This window comes from Micromonospora maritima (genome assembly GCF_902825405.1).
GTDB lineage: Bacteria > Actinomycetota > Actinomycetes > Mycobacteriales > Micromonosporaceae > Micromonospora > Micromonospora maritima.
In genome coordinates this window covers 1-15409 of sequence record NZ_CADEAU010000085.1, presented here as the reverse complement: position 1 = coordinate 15409, position 15409 = coordinate 1, and the positions used below count along the sequence as shown (strand labels likewise).

21 protein-coding genes and 2 tRNA genes are annotated in these 15409 nt (G+C 72.5%); 11 read left to right on the top strand and 12 right to left on the bottom strand.

Annotated elements, in window-relative coordinates:
* Together HUW36_RS11335 and HUW36_RS11330 are read right to left on the bottom strand one after the other, a co-directional pair.
* Positions 1–849: ROK family transcriptional regulator (locus HUW36_RS11335; RefSeq protein ID WP_174528107.1), on the bottom strand; the 849-nt coding region annotated here is incomplete at its 3' end.
* A gap of 128 nt (positions 850–977) precedes the next feature.
* Entirely contained in the window at positions 978–1361 is a 384-nt protein-coding gene (locus HUW36_RS11330) for a hypothetical protein (protein WP_174528106.1), read from the bottom strand.
* 272 nt (positions 1362–1633) lie between these two features.
* Between HUW36_RS11330 and HUW36_RS11325 the strand changes: the two genes are divergently transcribed.
* From HUW36_RS11325 to HUW36_RS11310, 4 genes are all read left to right on the top strand, one after another.
* Positions 1634–1706, top strand: a tRNA-Asn gene (locus HUW36_RS11325).
* A 169-nt stretch (positions 1707–1875) separates the two neighbouring features.
* On the top strand, positions 1876–4011 hold the full coding sequence (locus tag HUW36_RS11320) for an MMPL family transporter (protein ID WP_174528105.1): 2136 nt from the start codon (positions 1876–1878) through the stop codon (positions 4009–4011).
* Positions 4004–5236: an NAD(P)/FAD-dependent oxidoreductase gene (locus HUW36_RS11315; protein WP_174528104.1), complete on the top strand. Its 1233-nt coding sequence runs from the start codon at positions 4004–4006 to the stop codon at positions 5234–5236. The genes HUW36_RS11320 and HUW36_RS11315 overlap by 8 nt, the downstream gene beginning before the upstream one ends.
* Positions 5237–5356: 120 nt before the next feature.
* Positions 5357–5433 (top strand) — tRNA-Ile (locus HUW36_RS11310).
* A gap of 14 nt (positions 5434–5447) precedes the next feature.
* Here HUW36_RS11310 and HUW36_RS11305 read toward each other — a convergent pair.
* Positions 5448–5972: a tyrosine-type recombinase/integrase gene (locus HUW36_RS11305; RefSeq protein WP_246248076.1), complete on the bottom strand. Its 525-nt coding sequence runs from the start codon at positions 5970–5972 to the stop codon at positions 5448–5450.
* Positions 5973–6192: 220 nt separating this feature from the next.
* Positions 6193–6543 carry a hypothetical protein gene (locus HUW36_RS11300; RefSeq protein WP_246248075.1) on the bottom strand — a complete coding sequence of 117 codons (351 nt, stop codon included), beginning with the start codon at positions 6541–6543 and terminating at the stop codon, positions 6193–6195.
* A 500-nt stretch (positions 6544–7043) separates the two neighbouring features.
* On the opposite strand from HUW36_RS11300, the gene HUW36_RS11295 reads away from it, so the two are divergent.
* Positions 7044–7628, top strand: a complete 585-nt coding sequence (locus tag HUW36_RS11295; RefSeq protein ID WP_174528102.1) for a DinB family protein — start codon at positions 7044–7046, stop codon at positions 7626–7628.
* Positions 7629–7850: 222 nt separating this feature from the next.
* Positions 7851–8231, top strand: a complete 381-nt coding sequence (locus tag HUW36_RS11290; RefSeq protein WP_217428798.1) for a VOC family protein — start codon at positions 7851–7853, stop codon at positions 8229–8231.
* A 79-nt stretch (positions 8232–8310) separates the two neighbouring features.
* Here HUW36_RS11290 and HUW36_RS11285 read toward each other — a convergent pair whose 3' ends face one another.
* Positions 8311–8859, bottom strand: coding sequence for a hypothetical protein (locus HUW36_RS11285; RefSeq protein WP_174528101.1), 549 nt, complete (start codon positions 8857–8859; stop codon positions 8311–8313).
* Between the two features lie 67 nt (positions 8860–8926).
* Here HUW36_RS11285 and HUW36_RS11280 point away from each other — a divergent pair, with 67 nt between their 5' ends.
* Positions 8927–9730: a DUF4253 domain-containing protein gene (locus HUW36_RS11280; protein ID WP_174528100.1), complete on the top strand. Its 804-nt coding sequence runs from the start codon at positions 8927–8929 to the stop codon at positions 9728–9730.
* Positions 9731–9747: 17 nt separating this feature from the next.
* Here the strand turns inward: HUW36_RS11280 and HUW36_RS11275 are convergent, their stop codons facing one another.
* The 4 genes from HUW36_RS11275 to HUW36_RS11260 form a co-directional block, all read right to left on the bottom strand.
* The gene (locus HUW36_RS11275) at positions 9748–10032 is read right to left on the bottom strand and encodes a hypothetical protein (RefSeq protein ID WP_174528099.1); all 285 of its coding nucleotides are present in this window, start codon (positions 10030–10032) and stop codon (positions 9748–9750) included.
* 211 nt (positions 10033–10243) lie between these two features.
* Positions 10244–10546, bottom strand: coding sequence for a hypothetical protein (locus HUW36_RS11270; RefSeq protein ID WP_174528098.1), 303 nt, complete (start codon positions 10544–10546; stop codon positions 10244–10246).
* 22 nt (positions 10547–10568) lie between these two features.
* Positions 10569–11147 carry a GNAT family N-acetyltransferase gene (locus HUW36_RS11265; RefSeq protein WP_174528097.1) on the bottom strand — a complete coding sequence of 193 codons (579 nt, stop codon included), beginning with the start codon at positions 11145–11147 and terminating at the stop codon, positions 10569–10571.
* 55 nt (positions 11148–11202) lie between these two features.
* The gene (locus tag HUW36_RS11260; protein WP_174528096.1) at positions 11203–11643 is read right to left on the bottom strand and encodes a hypothetical protein; all 441 of its coding nucleotides are present in this window, start codon (positions 11641–11643) and stop codon (positions 11203–11205) included.
* A 273-nt stretch (positions 11644–11916) separates the two neighbouring features.
* Between HUW36_RS11260 and HUW36_RS11255 the strand changes: the two genes are divergently transcribed.
* Positions 11917–12258, top strand: coding sequence for a hypothetical protein (locus tag HUW36_RS11255; RefSeq protein ID WP_174528095.1), 342 nt, complete (start codon positions 11917–11919; stop codon positions 12256–12258).
* Positions 12259–12272: 14 nt separating this feature from the next.
* Here HUW36_RS11255 and HUW36_RS11250 read toward each other — a convergent pair whose 3' ends face one another.
* From HUW36_RS11250 to HUW36_RS11240, 3 genes are all read right to left on the bottom strand, one after another.
* Complete coding sequence (locus tag HUW36_RS11250; RefSeq protein ID WP_174528094.1) at positions 12273–12683, bottom strand: RidA family protein; 411 nt, start codon at positions 12681–12683, stop codon at positions 12273–12275.
* Between the two features lie 221 nt (positions 12684–12904).
* On the bottom strand, positions 12905–13339 hold the full coding sequence (locus HUW36_RS11245) for a hypothetical protein (RefSeq protein WP_174528093.1): 435 nt from the start codon (positions 13337–13339) through the stop codon (positions 12905–12907).
* 65 nt (positions 13340–13404) lie between these two features.
* Positions 13405–13872 (bottom strand): SRPBCC family protein, encoded by a 468-nt coding sequence (locus tag HUW36_RS11240; RefSeq protein ID WP_174528092.1) that lies wholly within the window; start codon positions 13870–13872, stop codon positions 13405–13407.
* A 39-nt stretch (positions 13873–13911) separates the two neighbouring features.
* Between HUW36_RS11240 and HUW36_RS11235 the strand changes: the two genes are divergently transcribed.
* The 3 genes from HUW36_RS11235 to HUW36_RS11225 form a co-directional block, all read left to right on the top strand.
* Positions 13912–14499 carry a GNAT family N-acetyltransferase gene (locus HUW36_RS11235; protein ID WP_174528091.1) on the top strand — a complete coding sequence of 196 codons (588 nt, stop codon included), beginning with the start codon at positions 13912–13914 and terminating at the stop codon, positions 14497–14499.
* A 65-nt stretch (positions 14500–14564) separates the two neighbouring features.
* Positions 14565–14753: a hypothetical protein gene (locus HUW36_RS11230; protein ID WP_174528090.1), complete on the top strand. Its 189-nt coding sequence runs from the start codon at positions 14565–14567 to the stop codon at positions 14751–14753.
* Positions 14754–14833: 80 nt separating this feature from the next.
* Positions 14834–15409: AfsR/SARP family transcriptional regulator (locus HUW36_RS11225; protein WP_174528089.1), on the top strand; the 576-nt coding region annotated here is incomplete at its 3' end.

The following is a 15409-nucleotide window of genomic DNA, read 5'->3' as shown; positions in this document are numbered from 1 at the left end:
CCGGTCCGCCAGCGCCGTCGAGCGCCCGGCCCGCCCGGCCGCCACCGCGTCGCGCACCAGGGCGGCATCCCCGCAGTACGCCTCGACGCAACCGGTGTTGCCGCACCCGCACAGCGGCCCGTCCTCGGTGAGCTGGAGGTGCCCGATGTCGCCGGCCCCGCTGGCCGCGCCCCGGTAGAGCGCGCCGCCGAGCACCAGCCCGCAGCCGACGGCGTCACCGAGCTTGACGTACAGGAAGTCGTCGAACGGCCGGCCGGTGCCGGCGTGCCGCTCGCCGAGGGCCATCGCGTTGGCGTCGTTGTCGACGTGCACCGGGCAGCCCAGTTCGGCGGCGAGCGTGTCGCGTACCGGGAAGTGGTGCCAGCCGGGCAGGGCGGGTGGGGAGACGGGTGTGCCGTCGCGGACGGCGACCGGCGCGGGCAGCGCGACCCCGACCCCGGTCAGCCGGGCCAGTCCGGCCTCGGCGCGCAGCTTGCCGAGCAGCTCGACCGTCCGGCCGACCACCGCCTCGGGGCCGAGCCGGACGTCCACCGGCTCGTCGTGCCGGGTCAGCAGGTTCAACTCGCCGTCGGTGAGCGCGACCCGCAGCCGGCCGTCGCCGACGAGCACCGCGCCGAAGCGCACCTGCGCGCCGACCCGCAGCAGCGACGAGCGGCGGCCGCCGCGGGACGCCGCCGGTCCGGCAATCTCCACCAGGCCCAGCTCGGTCAGCCGGTCGGCCTCGGCGGCGAACCGTGCCCGGGGCAACCCCAGCACGTCGACCAGTTCGACCCGTGATCGGGGGCCGTCGTCGCGCAGCAGGCGCAGCAGCCGCGCCTGGTCCACCGTCTCCGGTCCGACCATCGGCATGTGATCACCTCCCCACGGAGAATGTGCCACACCCGCGTCACGGCGGCGTGACGCGCGGGGGAGGCGGCGTCCGGGCACACGGGAGCGGGCCGGTCACCCGAAGGCGACCGGCCCGCTGTCCGGTGGTGTCAGAGCGTGCTGGACGGCTTGGTGCTCGTGCCGGTCGTGGTCGAGCCGGTCGCGCCGGTCGAGCCCGTACCGTTGGCGCTGGTCCGGCTGCCGACGGCGGCCGGCGTGCCCGCGAACGGCTTGTCGGCGTCGGAGAGCCCCTGCTTGCCGCCGTTGCCGGTGGCGAGCTTCTCGCCGATCTTGGTCTGCCCCAGCTTGTCCTTGCCCTCGGAGTAGAGCCGGGTCGCCTGGGCCTGCGCGACGCCGGCCGCCTCCTGGACGGTCGGGTGGTCGAGCACCTTGCGCCCGCGGACCACCAGCTCCTCGTACTTCTCCCGGCCGGCACGGGCGCCCAGGACGAAGCCCGCAGCCAGCCCGCCAAGGAACATGATCTTTCCGCGCATGGCGGCTCCTTTCGTACCTGACGCTCTGCCGATCTCCGCCGCGCTCCGGCGGAAGCGACCCACTCGCGCCTGCATCCTCTGTCGGTGCCTTAACTACCCATCCTGCTCCGCGCTCATACCTCCCTGTGCCGAGATAGCGATTTGTCCCGTAATCCGCCCTGGATCAACCGGTCCGGTCGGGTCCGGTAACCCCCTGGCGCACCACCCCCCGGTGTCCTGTACTCTTGTCCCCGTCGCACGGCGCGGAGAGATCCGGGTCGGGCGGTGCACGGTCCCCTGTAGCTCAATTGGCAGAGCAGCCGGCTGTTAACCGGCAGGTTATTGGTTCGAGTCCAATCGGGGGAGCTTCGCTCCACGTCACGCCCGTCGGCCCCCGCCGGCGGGCGTTCTTCGTTTCCCGGGCCGGGTAGCCGCCCGATTTCCGCCCGCGCGCGACATGTCGGCCGGCAGGATGGTCGAGGTCGACTTAGACTCCCGCTGCGTCGATTGTTGCGTCGATTCGAGGGTGGTGGAGATGGCCGCAGGACGCAGCCGCTGGACCGCGACGCTCGTCGCGGTGGCGGTGGTGCTCGGCTGGCTGGTCGTGGGTGGCATCGCCGGCCCCTACTCCGGCAAGCTCGGCGAGGTCGCCACCAACGACAACGCCTCCTTCCTCCCCGCCGACGCCGAGGCCACCCGGGCACAGGACCTGGCCGGCGGATTCGTCGACCGGGAGAGCACCCCGGCGCTCGTGGTCTACGAGCGCACCAGCGGCATCACCCCCGCCGACCAGCAGCGGATCCAGGCCGAGGCCGCGCGCTTCGCCCAGGTGCCGGGCGTCATCGGTCCGCTGCCGCCGCCGATCGTCAGCCAGGACAAGCAGGCCGTGCAGGTGGTCGTCCCGATCGACAGCGCCGAAGGCGAACAGATCCGCGCCGTCGTCGACGAGTTGCGGAACATCGCCGGCCCGGACCGGGACGGGCTCACCGTCGACGTGGCCGGCCCGGCCGGACTGCTCGGCGACCTGATCGAGGTGTTCAGCGCGATCGACGGGCCGCTGCTGCTGGTCACCCTGGTCGTGGTGCTGATCATCCTGCTGATCGTCTACCGCAGCCCGGTGCTCTGGATCTTCCCGCTGCTGGCCGCCGGGATGTCGTACTCGCTGGCCGCCGTCGTCGTCTACTTCCTGGCCGACCACGACGTGGTCAAGCTCAACGGGCAGGCGCAGGGCATCCTCACCGTGCTGGTCTTCGGCGCCGGCACCGACTACGCGTTGCTGCTGATCGCCCGCTACCGGGAGGAACTGCACCGGCACGAGCGCCCGTGGGACGCGATGAAGGCCGCCTGGAAGGGCGCCGCCCCGGCCATCATCGCCTCCGGCGCCACCGTCATCGTCAGCCTGCTCTGCCTGCTGCTGTCCAGCCTGAACTCCAACCGGGCGCTCGGCCCGGTCAGCGCCGTCGGCATCGCCGCGACGCTGCTCGTCATGCTCACGTTCCTGCCCGCCCTGCTGGTGCTCGGTGGGCGATGGGCGTTCTGGCCCCGGCGGCCCCGGCACGACGACGCGGACCCCCGCACCGAGCACGGCATCTGGGGGCGGATCGCCGGCTTCGTGGCGCGCCGCGCGCGTACCGTCTGGATCGTCACCGCCGTGGTGCTGGCCGCCCTCGCGATCGGGGTGACCCAGCTCGGCGCCACCACGCTCGGCCAGACCCAGCTGTTCACCCAGCGCACCGACTCGGTGGCCGGCCAGGAGGTGATCGACAGGCACTTCCCGGCCGGCACCGGCAGCCCGGCCACCGTCTTCACCCAGCAGGCCGCCGCCCAACGGGTCGCCCAGGTGGCGCAGGGTGTCGAGGGCGTCGCCTCGGTCGTGCCGCTCGGCCAGCGCGGCGAGAACGCGCCACCCGACCCGAACGCGCCGCCCAAGGTGGTCGACGGGCGGGTGCAGCTCAACGTCACGCTCGCCGACCCGCCGGACAGCAACGGCGCCGAGCAGACCATCCGCGACCTGCGCGAGGCGGTCCACGCGGTGCCCGGCGCGGACGCCGTGGTCGGCGGCTTCACCGCCATCAACGTGGACACCGCCGACGCCTCCGTCCGGGACCGCAACGTGATCATCCCGGTGGTGCTGCTGGTCATCGCGGTCATCCTGGCGCTGCTGCTGCGCGCCCTGGTCGCCCCGGTGCTGCTGATCGCCACCGTGGTGCTGTCGTTCCTGGCCACGCTCGGCCTCTGCGCGTTGCTGTTCAGGTACGTCTTCGACTTCCCCGGCGTGGACCAGTCGTTCCCGCTGTTCGCGTTCGTCTTCCTGGTCGCGCTCGGCATCGACTACAACATCTTCCTGATGAGCCGGGTCCGCGAGGAGTCGGTGCGGCGCGGCACCCGGGCCGGCGTGCTGGCCGGCCTCGCGGTCACCGGCGGCGTCATCACCTCCGCCGGCATCGTGCTCGCCGCCACGTTCTCCGCGCTCGCCGTACTGCCGCTGGTGGTGCTCGTCGAGCTGGGCGTGGCGGTCGCCGTCGGGGTGCTGCTGGACACCATCGTGGTCCGCTCGCTGCTGGTGCCCGCGCTCGCGTACGACATCGGGCCGAAGGTCTGGTGGCCGAGCCGGTTGTCCCGGTCGCACCGCGAGGGCGACCGGGTCGGGGCGGGGGTGGACCGTGCCTGACACCGACGTCGTGATCGTCGGCGGCGGCCTGGCCGGTCTCGCCGCCGCCCGCCGGCTGCACCGCGCAGGCGTGCCCTGGCGGCTGCTGGAGAGCGCCGACCGGCTCGGCGGTCGGGTCGCCACCGACGAGGTCGACGGGTTCCTGCTGGACCGGGGGTTCCAGGTGCTCAACACCGCCTACCCCCGGCTCGGCGGCCTGGTCGACCTGGGCACACTGGAGATGGGCTGGTTCACCTCCGGGGTGCTGGTCCGCCGGGGCGACAAGCTGGCACGACTGGTCAACCCGCTGCGCGAGCCGACCGGCGCGCCCGGCGCGCTCACCGCCGGCGTCGGCTCGCTGCGCGACCGGCTGCGCCTGGCCGCGCTCGCCGCCGGCTGTGCCGGCCTCCCGGTCGGGCGGCTGCTCACCGCGCCCGAGACCAGCACCGAGACGGCGTTGCGCCGGGCCGGCCTCTCCGACGCGATCATCGAGGAACTGCTCCGGCCGTTCCTCTCCGGCGTCCTGCTCGACCGCGAGCTGGCGACCTCCAGCCACGTCTTCGCGGTCATCCTGCGCTCCTTCGCCCGCGGCCGGATCGGGCTGCCCGCGCGCGGAATGGGCGCGCTGCCCCGCGCCGTCGCCGCCCCGCTGCCCGCCGAGCTGATCGCGCTGCGCACCCCGGTCACCGAGGTCGCGCCCGGACGGGTCCGCACCGAGGCCGGTCAGATCACCTGCCGCGCCGTCGTGGTCGCCGCCGACCCGCCGGCGGCGACCACGCTGCTGCCCACGATCAGCCGGGTACGCATGCACGCCTACACCACCTACTACCACCGCACCGACGCGCCGCCGCTGGACGAGCCGATCCTGCTGCTCGACGGCGACCGGCGGGAGATGATCGCCAACACGGTGGTGCTCAGCAACGCCGCACCCACGTACGCACCGGCCGGCCAGCACCTGGTCGCCACCTCCGTGGTGGGCCCGCAGCCCCCGCCCGAGCGGGTGGTCCGGACCGAGCTGGAACGCCTCTACGGCCGCTCCACCGCGGACTGGACCCACCTCACCACCATCACGGTGCCCGACGCGTTGCCGGCCGCCCCGCCACCGCAGGGGCGGCTGCGCAAACCGGTCGCGCTCGGCGACGGGCTGTACGTGGCCGGCGACCACCGGGACAGCCCGTCCATCCAGGGCGCGCTGGCCAGCGGGTGGCGGACCGCCGGGGCGGTGCTGGAGCAGTTGCGCCGCTGAACCGACGTGTCGCTGCGCGCTGTTATTCTCGCGTTGCCCATCGTGGGCGTCGCGGTGGCGGCGTCGCCGGGGCGGTGGTGCCCGGGGATCGATCGGCGGGTTACGATCCGGCGCGGTGACGGGGCGGTAGCTCAGCCGGTTAGAGCAGGGGACTCATAATCCCTCGGTCGCGGGTTCGAACCCCGCCCGCCCCACCATCTGTTTTCCCTGGTTAACCGTGCTGACGGCGGCTTGGTGCGATCGCGTCGAGGTCCGGTCCGACGCAGTCAGTCCGCACTGAGTCCGCAGCAGCACGACCCGCCGCCCGGTCGAGGCGATCCGCCACCTGGTCCAGGTCGTCCTCGAACAGGTCCGCGTACACGTCCAACGCCATGGCCGCCGAAGCGTGCCCGAGCATCCGCTGCACCGCCTTCACGTTGGCGCCCTCCGCCACCGCCAGACTGGCCGCCGTGTGCCGCAGCTGGTGCGGCGTCAGGCCCGCAAGCCCGACCGACACAGCAGCCCGGTCGAAGACCCGACGACGGAAGTTGTTGTTTCGCAACACCTCGCCACCGGGAGAGGTGAACACCAGTTCGTCACCGGAGCGGCCGGCGATCTGCGCGGCGATCGGCTCGACCAGGAACCGGGGGAGTGGCACCGACCGGCGTTGGTGCGTCTTCGGCGTGCCGAACACCGCCCGACCGTTGACCTCGGTCACCGACTCCGCCACCAGTAGCCGGCGCTTCACCAGATCCACCCGCCGCACGCGCAGCGCGGCCAACGGCCCGAACCGGGACTACTACCAGCGCAAACGCGCCGAGGGACGCAAGCACCAGCAAGCGTTGATCGCAGTCGCCCGCCGCCGCGTCGACGTGCTGTGGGCCCTGCTGCGGGATAACCGCTGCTTTCCAACCCCAACCGCCATCCACGGCTCCCAGGTGGGCCTGCGCGAGTTTCCTGACCCTGGCCGGCGACGGTCAGCCGGGGGAGGCGTTGTCGAGCTCATCGGCTCGACGCCGGAGTTCTCCGGCGTGAGCGTCCCAGTCCGGCCCGTGACAGTAGAGGTCTGCGCCGGCCGCGCGAAGCAGTTCAGCGTCGTGGGGGCGCTGAAGGCAGGCCAGGCGATAGGCGAGGTTCCTCGCCCAGACCGGAAGATCCCCGGTGAGGTCCGGGATCGTCTCGCGGATCATCGCCATGATCGTGTCAGCGTCCGCGAAGGTCAGCACCTCGATGAAGTCCCGCGTGGCGTCGTTGATGTGACTGCCCGGTCGCTCCGGATGTTCAAGGTCAGAGCAGAGGTCGAGAGCAAGTTCCGTAAGGCTCTTCACGAATGGATCATCTCCTCCGTCCACCCTCAGCGGGGCGCCGCCCCGCACCCCGACCCTCCCTCGGAGACCGCAACGGGTCTCCTCGGCCGGGCACCTCAAGGGCTGCCCGAGAACCCCGGCCAGGTCAAGGCCAAGCCACTACGCGGTCGCCTTCGGCGAGCCTTGACCCCAACCGAGAACCGTCGGGCAGAAACAAGTCTGCCCGACCGAGGAGACCCACCACCGCACAGCCCACTTGACAGCCGCCATTGAGACTCCTCCGGTAGGGCGCTCCACCTTGTCCCCGTCCGGAGAGGCTGGACGGGTCTGGCGACTGCCCGACGAGGAGATCCGCTTGTAGGCGACAGCAGCGATTCGGGGCAGAGTGACTAGCTCGTTCAGTCAATCGCGTTGAGGAAGCAGGACAGGTCCAGCGTGCAATCGGCCAGCGACAAGGGGCGGCACCGTGGGGGGCAGTCACGGACGGCGTGGTCTGCTGGGCCCTGGCATGATTTCCGCCCATGACGATCTCCGACCCCAAGGCAGACCTGCGCGACTACCTGCAAGGGGCTCGCGGCGCGATGTTGTGGAAGCTCGAAGGGCTGACCGAGTACGACGTCCGGCGCCCGTTGACGTCCACCGGGACCAACCTTCTGGGGCTGGTCAAGCACTTGGCACGTGGCGAGTTCGGGTACTTCGGCGAAACCTTCGGGCGCCCAAGTGACGCCGTGGCACGGTGGCCGGAGGACGAGCAGGCTTGGGAGGCGTGGGCACTGCCGACAGAGTCGCGCGAGTCCATCGTCGCTCTATACCGCCAGGCCTGGGCCCACGCGGATGCGACGATCGAGGCGCTGCCGCTGGACGCGGTCGGCCGGGTGCCGTGGTGGGGCGATGGCGGCGAGGTGACGCTGCATCAGATCTTGGTCCACATGACTGCTGAGACGCAGCGCCATGCTGGTCACGCCGACATCGTCCGAGAGCTAATCGATGGCTCGGTCGGCCTTCTCAGCACGTCGACCAACATGCCGCCGTCGGATGCGACGACGTGGGCCGCCCATCGAGACATGGTGGAGCAGCAAGCGCGGGAGGCCGCAGCTCGCTGGTGAGCGGTCCGCACTCGGTCCGCAAGAGGCCGGCGGACAGCGGGGAAGTGATGAGAGGTGCCGAGAGGTGTCTTCGCTGCTAGAAGGCCATATGGGCAGCTCGACAGGTCGCCCATTTTGATCTCGTAATCCCTCGGTCGCGGGTTCGAACCCCGCCCGCCCCACCAGCCGTCCTCCCTGGTCAGGCACGTCGCCAGGATCGGCTCGATGTGTTAGGGAGGCGGGATGCGATCACGAGCGACAGGAATGTGGTGGGGTCTTGCCATCGAGGCTCCAGATCCGCCAGCCCTCGCACGCTTCTATCACCAGCTCCTCGAATGGCCGATCGTGCACGAGGAACCGGGCACGACGGTGATGGGGACGCCGGGCGGGGCGTTCTTCGTCTTCCAGCAGGCCGACGGCTACACGCCGCCGGTCTGGCCACCCGCCGACGGCGACCAGCGCCCGATGGCACACATCGACTTCCAGGTCGGTGACCTCGACGACGCGCAGGCCGAGGCGGTCGCTCTCGGGGCGAGGGTGGCCGATCACCAACCCCGGGAGAACGTCCGCGTCATGTTCGACCCGGCCGGTCATCCGTTCTGCCTCTGCCTCGAGACCGACTGATCCCCGCCAGAACCTGTGGCGACCGGACGCACCACACAGGATCCGGAGCGACATCCTCGCTCCGCTGACGTCTCGGGAACTACGGATCGGACGGCCGAGGTCGTGATCCGGGGACGTGTGCCGCCTTCCACGTCGCGGGCCCGGGTAGTCCTGCTCCGTCCCGCCAACGGTGGGGATCGTGTGGCCCCGTCGCCAGCCATCGGGTGATCTCTCCGGTGGCGGCGGTGAAGGACCGAGCCAGCGCAGGGCCGCTGCCCGCCACCCACTCCCGCCGTTCGACGGTGTGCATGTTGTGATCATCCGGGCACCAGCAGGCCACCTCGACCGCCGCGGCCACTTCGAGCAACGACGGTGCGTCGAAGGCAAGCGTCAGTGCGAGCTCCAGCCAGTCCTCGCCGGTGTCGGCCAGGGACACCGTCGCCGACAGCACCAACGTCCGGACGCCGGCCGTCGTCGGCGGCGGCGCGTGCTCGTGTGCGTACGACTCCCACGCCGGCTCTACGCCCGATCCGGTCGTCCGCAAGGCGTCGGCGGCGGCACACATGCGGTCGTGCGCGGAGTCGTCGAGGTGGAACGGCAGCCCTTCGATCCGAAGATCGGCGAATCGGGCGGCGCGGGACAGCAGCACGACGGCATTGTCTCCGACGGCCCGAAACCGGTGGGCCCGAGGACCGCGTGGCTGTGATGATCACTTTGTGGAGACCTTGCTCAACCGGCTGGATGGCATCGAGCGCGCCGAGACCGTGACCGGTGTGCCGCTGGTCAGTGGGACCTTTCCGGCGGGCGAGCACGACCGGGTCTGGCGGGCGTTGCGGGCCGAGCATCGTCGTACGGGTCTCTGGCCGGTGCTGGGCTGGACGGCTGGCAGCGCGGCCGAGGGGACGTACGGCTGGTGTCACCGGCGCCAGGGGCCCGACTGGCTGGCCGCCCTGCGCACGGTCGACCCGGCGGAGCGGATGGCGCTGATCGTCCGGTCCAAGCTGGAGTGGACCCTCGGCGACGGCGATCCCTCCGACCCGCAGGTCGCGGCGTGGCACGAGGAGGACCGGGCCGCATTCGACCCGGGGCGGGTGGCCGAGGCGACCGGCCCGCTCCGGGAGGTTCCGCCCGGCATCCGCCGCCAGACGGAGCGGTATCCGCCCACGGAGGTGCTGCTGGTGCCGGCGGCGGCCGGTCACGAGGTGTTCGCCCTGGTGCCGGGCCTGCTGCTCATCATGAACAACTGGATGGGCGGTCCGTCGCACCCCGGGCTGCGCTACGCCGACCACGTGTTCGTGCTTCGTCACTGGGAGGACGCCTGGGGTGCGGAGCTGTACCACTGCCGTGGCGACAGCCTGGAGTTGGCCGTCACCCGCCCGCCGCGTGACGCCCTCACCGCCGCGTCCTGCGCGATCGAGCAGTGGTCCTACTGTGACGACCTGTCGCAGATGCTCGGGGAGGTGCACGACGTCGCCCGCGAGCAGGCACCCGCCGACCACTGGTCGTTCTGGTGGGACTGAACGCCCGGCGGGGGCGCCTAACCGCTGCCGCACCCCACGGCGACGGACAGCACCGACAGTCGGCCCGCCCGCAACGCCGCCACCTGCCCGGCGTCCAGCGGGTGGTACGACAGCGGCGGGTCGCCCGTCGTCCACCTGTCGACGTGCACGAAACAACCGTGCCACCGACCGCGACCCACCGCCCTGACGTCGGGGCCCGGCTCACCCGGCCCGGCGGTGAGGACGAGCCCCGGCCCCGACACGCGGGCGAGGACATCGTCCTCGGGCGGCCCGACGAAGAGCGCGACCGCGGCACGTTCCACGGCGGGTACCGTGCCCGAATCGAGGTAGTCGTGGACTCGCTCGTATCCGCGCACGTCGACCTGGGACACGTATCGTTGGGCGGGCGTCTGCGCGGGGCCTGTCAGCCTGAGCACGCCGAGAAAGCAGGCGCCGGCCACGACGATCCACAGCGGCCACCGGCGTCGGCGTCCCGGACGCGCCGGCCCGCGTCGCTCGACGGCGTCGACGGCTTCAGGCACGAGCACCCCGGACACGCTTGCGCCACCGGTGGTGGCGCCACACGGCGACCGCGACGGCGACCGCGACGAGAAGCGCGGTGGCCCCCTTCCAGCCCCGCTCGAACGACGACCTGTCGTCGCCGAACGCCGCGTCACCGGCGGTCATGATCCACAGCCCGACCCACGCCCACTGCCAGCCGTGCGGCCGGGAGAACCGGTCGGGTGGCTCGGAGGCGGCGACGCACACCGCGGCCACCGCCCCGCCGACGACGATCACCGGCAACCCGACGCCCCAGACGGTCCCCCAGAGCGACATGAGCCGATGATGCCATCCGGCGTCACGGTCGGCGGGGTCCCTGCCGCATGACCCAGGTCGGCACGGGTTCCACGAAGCGGTGCAGGACCTCCCAGCCGGCGCGCCGGTACACCTCGACGTTGTCGGGGTTGCTCGTCTCCAGGACCGCCGGCAGCCCGTCGGCGGCGGCCCGCTCCAGTCCCGCCCGCATGACGGCGTGACCCCACCTGCGGCCGGCGTGGTCCGGGTGCGTGCCCAACACCCCGAGATACCAGAAGGGGCCGGCGGGCAGGGCGGCGTGCACCGCCCGGTCGTACGCGCGGACGCGGCGTAGCTCGTCGGCGGGAAGCCGGTCGGCGAGGTCGTCGTCCGGCCGGTCGCCGTCGGCCCCGGGTGGTTCCCAGATGGCGACCGACGTGCCGTGCCCGACCGTCCAGATCGTCCCCCTGGGCAGCCGCTTGTCGAAGAGATGCCCGAAGAAGGCGCCGGCGTGGGTCGGGTAGGTGGCATCGTCGGGGAACAGGAAGCGCAGGACCGGATCCTCGGTGAACGCGGCGACAAGCGAGGTGATGACCCGGCCTCGGTCCTCCGCCGTGGCGGCGGTGATCTCAGGTGCTGTCACAGCCCGACAGTGTCCCAGGTCGACGTGCCGCAGGATGCCCGTCGTGCGCCGGAGGTCACCTGGCCGCGGGGGCGATGGCGCTCGGCCACCCGGGGCGTTGGGCGGCGCCGCGGCACGTCCAGCTGAGGTCCATGGCGTTGTTCTGCAGTTCGATCGCCACGCCCGGATCCGTCGCCTGACGTGCCGCCACCAGGTCGACCTTGGCCAGCAGCACGGACCCCTTGAAGGTGAAGCCGTCGACGCCGGCCTGCTTCGCCGCCTCGGCGATCGGCCGCATCACCGCCGGATCGCCATGGGCGCCGTCCTTCACCGCCCGGTCGACCTGCCCGCACACCCAGGCCGCGAGTTCGACGCCCTCCAGAGCGGGATACGAGGCGGCCGCGGCGGGGGCGGCGCTGCTGGCGGTCGACGGCTGCGGCGAGGAGTGGCCGCCCTGGCAGCCGGACACGGCCACGAGTACGGCAGCGGCGAGAAGCGTCGGACGAAGACGTGGCATCGGCCGATGATAGGGGCGGCACGCGGACCGGCGACGCCCCGCCCGATCCTCTGGGCGCGGTCGACGGGGAGCGCCTGGCGCTCGGCCTCGTCCAACCAGCGCCGGTACCACCTGGCGAAGCCGAGCGGCGTGCCGTCCTCGTCGTGCAGCGGCTGGTAACCGCCATCGTTGGCGGTGTCGTCGGCCCACATCCGGCCCCGCGCCGGTCCGCTGACGACCAGCGCCTCGCGCAGCGCGCAGCCGAGGTGGGCGCGGATTGATAGCCTGCGCCCGGTGGACAAGCGCTGTGCGGCAGTGGCCCTGTCGCTGCCTCTCGCGATTCTCCTCGCCGCGTGCAGCAGCAGCGCGACCCCTGAGGAGCAGGCGGACTACCTGCGCAGGATGGCTCAGCGGGGAGCCGACCTGCATGCCGTCAAGCAGAGCCAGGGCCGGGGCACCCCCGGCGATCGGGAGGAATGCCTCGGGGCCTACCAGCACCTCTACGGTGGACGGAACAGCCCCGAGGTGCCGCACGTCGGGACCGACGGGGCGGATGCCGCCCTGGCCGAGGAGGGCGAGGACCTGTTCGTCGAGAGCTGCGTGAACGGCACACCGGCGCCGGTGCCCGCGCGCTGACCGCAACACCCGACCTACGACGGCTCGGGCAGCGCCGCGGTGACGTCCAGCTCGACCAACTGTCCGGTGAAACCGAGCTGGGCCACGCCGACCAGCGTGCTGGCGGTCGTGAACGCGGCCGCCAGCGGGGAGGCCAGGAACCGTCGCCACACCTGGGCCAGCACGGTCTGGTCGGCGCTGACGACGTAGATGACGGTACGCACGACGTGCTCGGGACCGGCGCCGACCGATCCGAGGGCGGCCAACGCGTTCCTGGCCACCTGGTCCACCTGGGCCTCGACGTCACCGGGGCCTGCCAGGACGCCGTCGGCGTCCAACGGGCACTGGCCGGCGAGGTAGGCGGTGCGACCGGCCGGGACGACCGTGACGTGGTGGTAGCCCGGGGTGGAGTGCACGCCCTCGGGGTTGGAGCTGATGATGGTCATGCCCGCAGCATCCCGGATCCACGATCGTGCCGTCACCGGGTTTGCGCGGTGGTGGAGCGAGAAGGAGGCCGGATGGAAACCTGGCGGGTCGTCGCGGGTGTCCTGATCACGCTGTTCATGGGCCTCGTCGGTGTCGGACTGGCCACCAACTACCGCGGCGTCACGGAGTGGCACGTGCGCCGCTCGGCAGCCGCTGCCGTCGGGCGAATAGCAGCGAACCACTACGCCCACGGCGGCGTGTGCCGGGTCAGGTAGGCGCGGGCGCGCGGCAGCGGATCCGCCCAGTAGCGGTGCGGCATGCGGCTGTGGTGCGCCGCGCAGAACTCGGCCAGGTCGGCAGGGAGCGCGACGGCCTCCAGTGGCCGGCTCTCGAAGTCGCGGTTCGCCGCCAGCAGGTCCGCCTCCGGATGCCAGCCGGAGTGGTCGAACGCCCACCCCGCCCAGGTCGCGTACACGTGCCAGACCTGCGGGTCGTCGCTGAAGCGCAGCCCGGCGAGCCCGACCGGCCGGTCCGGGTAGGCGTCCCGGCACACCCAGGCCAGGATGTGGCACGCGCCCGCGGCGAAGAACGCCTGATCGGTGCGCTCCCACGCGAGGCGCTGGTCGGACCGTTCGCGAGGGGTCCGACGAAAGACCCCCGCCGCCACCGCTGCCACGCCCCGACGGTACCGGTCCGTCCGGGCGGACAGGCGGGCCAGGTGTCTTCGGTGACGAACGAGGGTCAGTCGCCGGGCTCGACGTACGAGGCGAGGTTCGCCAGCGAGGATGCGATGCCCTCCTCGTGGACGGCCTGGTCGATGCCGGACGGCACGCCGGTCGCGGTCACCGTCACCTCGGTGCCGTCGCCGGCCGCGGCGAGGTGCCAGGTCATCGTCATGGTGCCGGCGTACGCCGGGTCGTCGGCCCGGAACACCGCGGTCTGCACCACCCGCGCCGGCCGCACCAGGTCGGCGAACCCGACGTCGACGACGTCTGTCGCGTCCGACGTCTTGCCCGGACTGTCGCTGGCGTCGAGGTAGGTGAGCACCATCCGGAACCCGCCGCCGGGGCGGGGATCCCACCGTTCGATCCGCCCGCGCATGCCGTCGGGCGGCAGCCACGCCTCGAGCGCCTCTCGGTCGAGGAGCGCGTCGTAGATCGCGGCGGGCGCTGCGGCGATCGTCCGGCTCGCCCGGTCGATGCGGTTCACCACTCGATTCTAGGATCCGATCGCGTGCAGGATGGGCGGGTGAGGTTTCCTCTTTCGACACCGCCGGCCATTCCCGCCGGCACGCTCGCGGTCGGTCCGCAGCCGACGCTCACCGCCGGCGGTGACCTCGTCCTGCGGCCCTGGCGGGCGTCCGACGCGGCGGCCTTCCTGGCCGCGTACCAGGATCCGGAGATCCGGCGCTGGCACACCCGCCGACCCGCCTCCGAGGAGCAGGTACGCGAGTGGTTCGAGTTCTACCGCCGGGCGTGGCGGCAGGAGGCGGCGGCGAGCTGGGCGATGACGTACGGCGGCGGTGACGCGCTGGGACGCATGGTCCTGGGTGGCATGGACCTCGGTGACGGGGTGGCGGTGTGCGCCTACTGGGTGGTCCCGGCCGCGCGTGGCGCGGGCCTGGCCTCCGGGTCGTTGCGGGCGGTGAGCGACTGGGCGCTCGGTGAGGTGGGTTTCCACCGTCTCGAACTCGACCATTCGACCCGCAATCTCGCCTCCTGCCGGGTCGCCGTCAAGGCCGGCTTCCGACCGGAGGGCATCAGGCGCTGCGCGGCCGTGCACGCCGACGGTCGGCACGACATGGAGGTGCACGCCCGCGTACGCGGCGACGACTGACGCGGTCGGTCCCGCTCGGCCCGGCCCGCGCTGCGGAACGTGTCCGGCCGTGGCACCGTGACGGCATGGCGCGGCAGCGGGCGGCGTGGTCCCGCCTCACCAGGAGACAGCGCGGCGTGGTGTTCGCCGGCCTGGGTCTGGCGCTCGTCGGGCTCGTGCTGGCGCTCGCGGTCGACGTGGCGCTCGGTGCCCTGACGATCTCGGTGGCCTCGCTCGTCGTCATCTTCACGCAGGTGTTCGCCCCGCCGGACTGAGAGCGGCCTCGGCGTCGCCCTCCACCTGCGTCGTGGTGCCTGATCGCTCGGGCGGTGCACGTGGATGAGAAAGTGGCAGCGTGCGGGTGGGGATCCTCGGGCCGCTTGAGGTCCGCGACGGCGAGCGGTCCGTCGTCGTCGCCGGGGCGCGGCTGCGGGCGCTGCTGATCCGGCTCGCCCTGGACCCGGGTCGCCCGGTGAGCCTGTCCGCGCTGTCCGAGGCGCTCTGGGGGGACGCACCGCCCGCCGACACCGCAAACGCGGTGCAGACGCTGGTGTCCCGGCTGCGCCGGGCCGTGCCCGGGCTGGGGGTGCGCAGCGGTCCGGCCGGCTACCGGCTCGACCTCGACCCCGACGACGTGGACGCCGGGTGTTTCGAGCGGCTGGCCCGGCAGGGTCGGGAGGCGCTGCGGGACGGGAACGCGCGGGAGGCGCTCACGACACTGCGCGACGCGCTGGCGCTGTGGCGGGGCCCGGCACTGGCCGAGGTCACCGACGCCCCGTACGCGGCGACCGCCGCGGCCCGGCTGGCCGAGCTGCGGCTGACCGCGCAGGAGGACCGGATCGAGGCGGAACTGCGGACCGGGCGGCCGGAGCTGCTGGTCGCCGAGCTGGACGAGCTGACCGCCGCGCATCCGCTGCGGGAGCGGCTGGCC

What these genes read in the sequence shown, in the direction of transcription:
- HUW36_RS11330 (WP_174528106.1), bottom strand. Translation starts at nt 1,361, where the DNA reads ATGCGCGGAAAGATCATGTTCCTTGGCGGGCTGGCTGCGGGCTTCGTC.
- HUW36_RS11320 (WP_174528105.1), top strand. Translation starts at nt 1,876, where the DNA reads ATGGCCGCAGGACGCAGCCGCTGGACCGCGACGCTCGTCGCGGTGGCG.
- HUW36_RS11295 (WP_174528102.1), top strand. Translation starts at nt 7,044, where the DNA reads ATGACGATCTCCGACCCCAAGGCAGACCTGCGCGACTACCTGCAAGGG.
- HUW36_RS11290 (WP_217428798.1), top strand. Translation starts at nt 7,851, where the DNA reads ATGCGATCACGAGCGACAGGAATGTGGTGGGGTCTTGCCATCGAGGCT.
- HUW36_RS11270 (WP_174528098.1), bottom strand. Translation starts at nt 10,546, where the DNA reads ATGTCGCTCTGGGGGACCGTCTGGGGCGTCGGGTTGCCGGTGATCGTC.
- HUW36_RS11260 (WP_174528096.1), bottom strand. Translation starts at nt 11,643, where the DNA reads ATGCCACGTCTTCGTCCGACGCTTCTCGCCGCTGCCGTACTCGTGGCC.
- HUW36_RS11250 (WP_174528094.1), bottom strand. Translation starts at nt 12,683, where the DNA reads ATGACCATCATCAGCTCCAACCCCGAGGGCGTGCACTCCACCCCGGGC.
- HUW36_RS11230 (WP_174528090.1), top strand. Translation starts at nt 14,565, where the DNA reads ATGGCGCGGCAGCGGGCGGCGTGGTCCCGCCTCACCAGGAGACAGCGC.